2 protein-coding genes are annotated in these 1650 nt (G+C 65.5%); both read right to left on the bottom strand.

Features of this window, described 5'->3' with window-relative positions:
* Positions 1-461, bottom strand: a 461-nt coding sequence (locus AC5RWT_RS37180; RefSeq protein ID WP_494084585.1) for a DUF5129 domain-containing protein, incomplete at its 3' end; no start/stop codon positions are given.
* 154 nt (positions 462-615) lie between these two features.
* The coding region (locus AC5RWT_RS37175) for an SLC13 family permease (RefSeq protein ID WP_494084584.1) at positions 616-1650 on the bottom strand (1035 nt) is incomplete at its 5' end.

Here is a 1650-nt window from a genome sequence, read left to right as displayed (position 1 = left end):
GCGCCGCGCTGGATGCCGGCGATTGTTCCGTCCGTCCACTGGGCATCGCGGAACAGTTCCTTGGTAGCCTCCTGGATGTCCTCGCGCTGTTCAAGCGGGATCTTGCGGTCCTCGCCCATGTAGGTTCCGACCCACCGGCCGACCGGATCCAGTGCGAAGATGAAAATGCCGTCCGCCCACTTCTGGCCGTCGGAGCTAAGCCACTCGGGGTGCTCCGCGCGGGCAAAGCGAAGTACCTCTGCGTTGAGGTTGGCGGAGGCAGAGCCGTTGTAGGTGTAGATGGCCACCTTGGTTGGCTCGTAAAAGTCGATAGCCTCCACGGCGGGCAGGAGCGTGTTCTGGTCCAGGACGCCGGCGGTGTCCTCCACGACGACCTCGGTGGGGAACACGGCGTGTGCGGCGGGGGCTGCGCCCAGCAGTCCGGCCAGCACCAAGATCAGCGTGCCAAGCATCCTTTTCATCTGTCCCGTTTCTCCGGTTCCGCGGTAAATGGCTTCACCGGCACCCTATCCGGTGCGGGGAACTGGGAGGCAGACGGCGCTGCACATGACGGTGGGCCGGCTCCGCGAGCCGGCCCACCGTCGTCGTCATGCGGGTTCTACCGAGGCGTGAGGGCTAGAGGCTGACGCCGAAGACCAACGGGAGCAGGGTGTAGAGCGTCACCACGATCAGTACCAAGGAGACCAGATTCAGCCAGAGGCCGGCCCGCACCATCTGTTTAATGGACACCTCGCCGGAGCCGAAGGCCACCGCGTTCGAGGGCGTGGCGACGGGCAGCATGTAGGCCGAGCAGACAGCGAGGGTCATGACGATGGTCATCAGGAGCGGATCGATGCCGACGCCCACGGCGACGGCCCCCATGATCGGGAAGAACGCCGCCGCGGTGGCCGTGTTGCTGGTGAGCTCGGTGAGACCCAGGCCGACCACCGCGGCGACCAGCACGATGACCACCGGAGGCATGCCGTTCAGCCCGCCGACCTGATTGCCGATCCATTCTGACAGGCCCGTTGAGGTGAACATGGCGGAGAGCGAGAGGCCGCCACCGAACAGCAGGAGCAGGCCCCACGGGATGTCGCGGGCCGAGGACCACTGCAGCAGCGGTGCCGATCCCTTGCCGGCCGAGCGCTTGTTAGCCGGGACCAGGAAACAGGCAATGGCAGCGCCCATGGCCACCTGCGTGTCCGAAATGGTGGCGAGGAACGGCAGGGCCTGGGCTACTGCGGGAATTTGGGCGATAAAGGGCACCGCCACCCAGCAGAAAATTGCGGCCAGGAAGATCGCGCCGACGCGCCGCTCGGGGGTTGTCATGGCCCCGAGCTTCGCGATTTCGTCGCGGATGAGCTGTGCCCCGCCGGGAATCTGCTCCAGCCGGGTACGGAAGACGAGCTTGGTCAGCACAAACCAGGCGATGAACAGCATGACCGCCGCGAACGGCACGCCGACCAACATCCACTGGCCAAACTGCATCTCGTAGTTCTGTTCAGAACCGAGGTAGGCGGCCATCAGCGCCATGGGCGGCTGGCCAATGAGCGTGGCCATGGAGCCGATGGTGACGCCGTAGGCGATGCCGAGCATCATGGCCGCGGCGAACTTGGCGTCCACCGCGTCACGGTCGATGTTGCGGATCAACTGCAGGATGGAGACGCCGAT

The organism is Arthrobacter sp. Dra40, assembly GCF_059091905.1.
Note: the sequence above shows the minus strand (reverse complement) of the source record. Positions and strands in the feature narration are given on the sequence as shown.